The sequence below is a fragment of the Planomonospora algeriensis genome, from assembly GCF_977012225.1.
In genome coordinates, this window is sequence record NZ_CDRNDK010000732.1 from 1 (window position 1) to 2,136 (window position 2,136).

Sequence of the window (2,136 nt, forward strand, 5' to 3'; positions counted from 1 at the left end):
CTACCGCTGCGGTTGAACCGCGTGCCTCCCCCCGTCCCCGGCGCACCGCCGGGACCGTCCGTACCAGCGGCCCCGGCGGCCGTCGCCCGTCGGGGCGGGGGAGGCGCGCTGCTGTAGTCTTGCGCCGTGCAGAGCGGAGAAGGGGCGCGCGGCAGCCGCGCGGACCAGGCGGACCAGCGGCGGGCGGAACTGCTCGAAGCCGCCCGGCGGGTCGTGCTGGAGCGGGGGCTGGCCGGCACCCGCGTCGCCGACATCGCCAGGGCGACGAACGTGAGCGGCGGGCTGATCCATTATCACTTCGCCACCAAGGACGATCTCATCACCGAGATGCTCCGCAGCACGACCGAATCGGAGATCCATCGGCTCAGAGAGATCGTCGACGGCCCGGGGACGGCGGTGCAGCGGCTGGACAGCGTCCTGCGCCTGTGCATCCCCGCCACCCGGGACGACCAGGGCTGGATCCTCTGGCTCGACGCCTGGGCGGTCGGGGTGCGCGAGGAGCACGTCCGGACCATCCTGCTGGAGTTCGAGGGCGCCTGGATCGAGATCCTCCGCGAGGTGATCACGCAGGGCGTGACGCTGGGCGAGTTCGCGTGCGACGACCCGCAGGGCGCGGCCGAGCGCCTCGACGGCATGCTCGACGGCCTGGCCATCCGCTACACCCTGGACGCCGGCAACATGTCCAGGAGCCGGTTGCTGCACCACGCCCGCGTCGCCGCCGCCCGAGAGGTGGGCCTGGACCCCTCGATCTTCCCCGCCTCCTGAGCGGGTCCGGGAGACGCGTCGGAGACTCCCCCTCGGGGGGAGCCCGCCGGAGGGCGCGGACCCACGGTGGCGGGACCCGGCCGGACGCCGCGCTCAGGCGGGCATGGCCGCCAGGAGGTAGGCCAGCCGGGCCGCGGCGGCCTCGATGTCGTCGGCGCAGCCGAGCCGGTAGCCCCACGAGGTGATGAAGCCGCCGTCCGGCGAGCAGGTGACGGTCTCCGCCAGGGTCTCGCTGAACCGGTTGCGGACGCGGACATAGGCGGGATCTCCGAGAGACACGCCCGACAGGGACAGGTCGGCGTGCGAACGGGTCGCCGCGGCGAACCTCTCCAGACAGGACAGCGTGTCAAGCATCGTGCCTCACCTCCGTCTCGACGAGGATTGCACGATCTTCGGAACTTAATCAAGCAATTGCCGCGATCATTCCGCCGATTGCCGGGTGAGATCCTCCAGGACCCGGACGATCACCGCCCGCGCCTCCTCGCGGAAGGCCGCCACCTCGCAGAACTCCTCGAAGGTCCGCTCGTAGAAGGTGACGTCCTCCGAGTCGCGCAGGACCAGGTTCCTGGTGCGGGTGGGCACCGCGACCTGCTCCCGGTCGTAGATCCAGAAACCGTTGAGCAGGGCGGACGGCAGGGGCGCCTCGAAGGGGACCACGCCGAACTCCACGTTCGGCAGCGCGGTCACGGCGAGCAGCCGGTCGAGCTGGCCGCACATCACGTCCAGCGGCGCCAGCCGGTAGCGCAGCACCGCCTCGGGCACGATGAACCGGAACCGCTTGCGCTGGTCGTAGAGGATCTCCTGGCGCTGCATGCGGACCCGGATGGCCGCGTCGATCTCGTCGGGGGCGTTGTAGAGGCGCTTGAGCCGGGTGAAGACGCTTCGGGCGTACTCGGTGGTCTGCAGCAGGCCGATGACCAGGCCCGGCTCGAACACCCGCAGCAGCGTGGTCCGCGCCTCCAGGTCGCGGATGTCCTCCTGGAGCGCGGCCAGGCCGCTGCGGTGCCGCTGCCGCCAGGAGTCCTGGCGCTCCAGCAGCCAGGTCAGCTCCTCGACGAGCTCCTCGACCACCTCGGGGGCGGCCCCCACGGCCCGCCCCCACGCGCCGATGTCGTCGGCGGTGGCGGTCTGGCGGGCGTTCTCGATCCGGGAGACCTTGGAGGCCTGCCAGCCCAGCCGCTCGGCGAGTTCCTTGCCCGACAGGCGGGAGGCCTCCCGCAACCGCCTGAGCCGCCCGCCCATCTCGATGCGGGCCTGCTGGAACTCGCTCATCATGGGGCCTCCTTCGTGGATACCCCGGCCTTCAGGCCGGGAAGGAAACGAAGCTCCCGCGTAGCGGGGCAGGGAAAGGCGAATCGCCGCCAGGGCGAT

3 protein-coding genes are annotated in these 2,136 nt (G+C 71.7%); 1 reads left to right on the forward strand and 2 read right to left on the reverse strand.

The window, feature by feature from the left end:
• Positions 1 to 126 precede the first annotated feature (126 nt).
• Positions 127 to 765: a TetR/AcrR family transcriptional regulator gene (locus tag ACWJ6R_RS35155; protein WP_449066344.1), complete on the forward strand. Its 639-nt coding sequence runs from the start codon at positions 127 to 129 to the stop codon at positions 763 to 765.
• Positions 766 to 858: 93 nt separating this feature from the next.
• On the opposite strand, the gene ACWJ6R_RS35160 is transcribed toward ACWJ6R_RS35155, so the two are convergent.
• Together ACWJ6R_RS35160 and ACWJ6R_RS35165 are read right to left on the reverse strand one after the other, a co-directional pair.
• Positions 859 to 1,119: a hypothetical protein gene (locus tag ACWJ6R_RS35160; RefSeq protein ID WP_449066345.1), complete on the reverse strand. Its 261-nt coding sequence runs from the start codon at positions 1,117 to 1,119 to the stop codon at positions 859 to 861.
• Positions 1,120 to 1,185: 66 nt separating this feature from the next.
• A complete protein-coding gene (locus tag ACWJ6R_RS35165) occupies positions 1,186 to 2,037 on the reverse strand; it encodes a helix-turn-helix domain-containing protein (RefSeq protein WP_449066346.1) in 852 nt (283 codons plus the stop codon).
• Positions 2,038 to 2,136 lie beyond the last annotated feature (99 nt).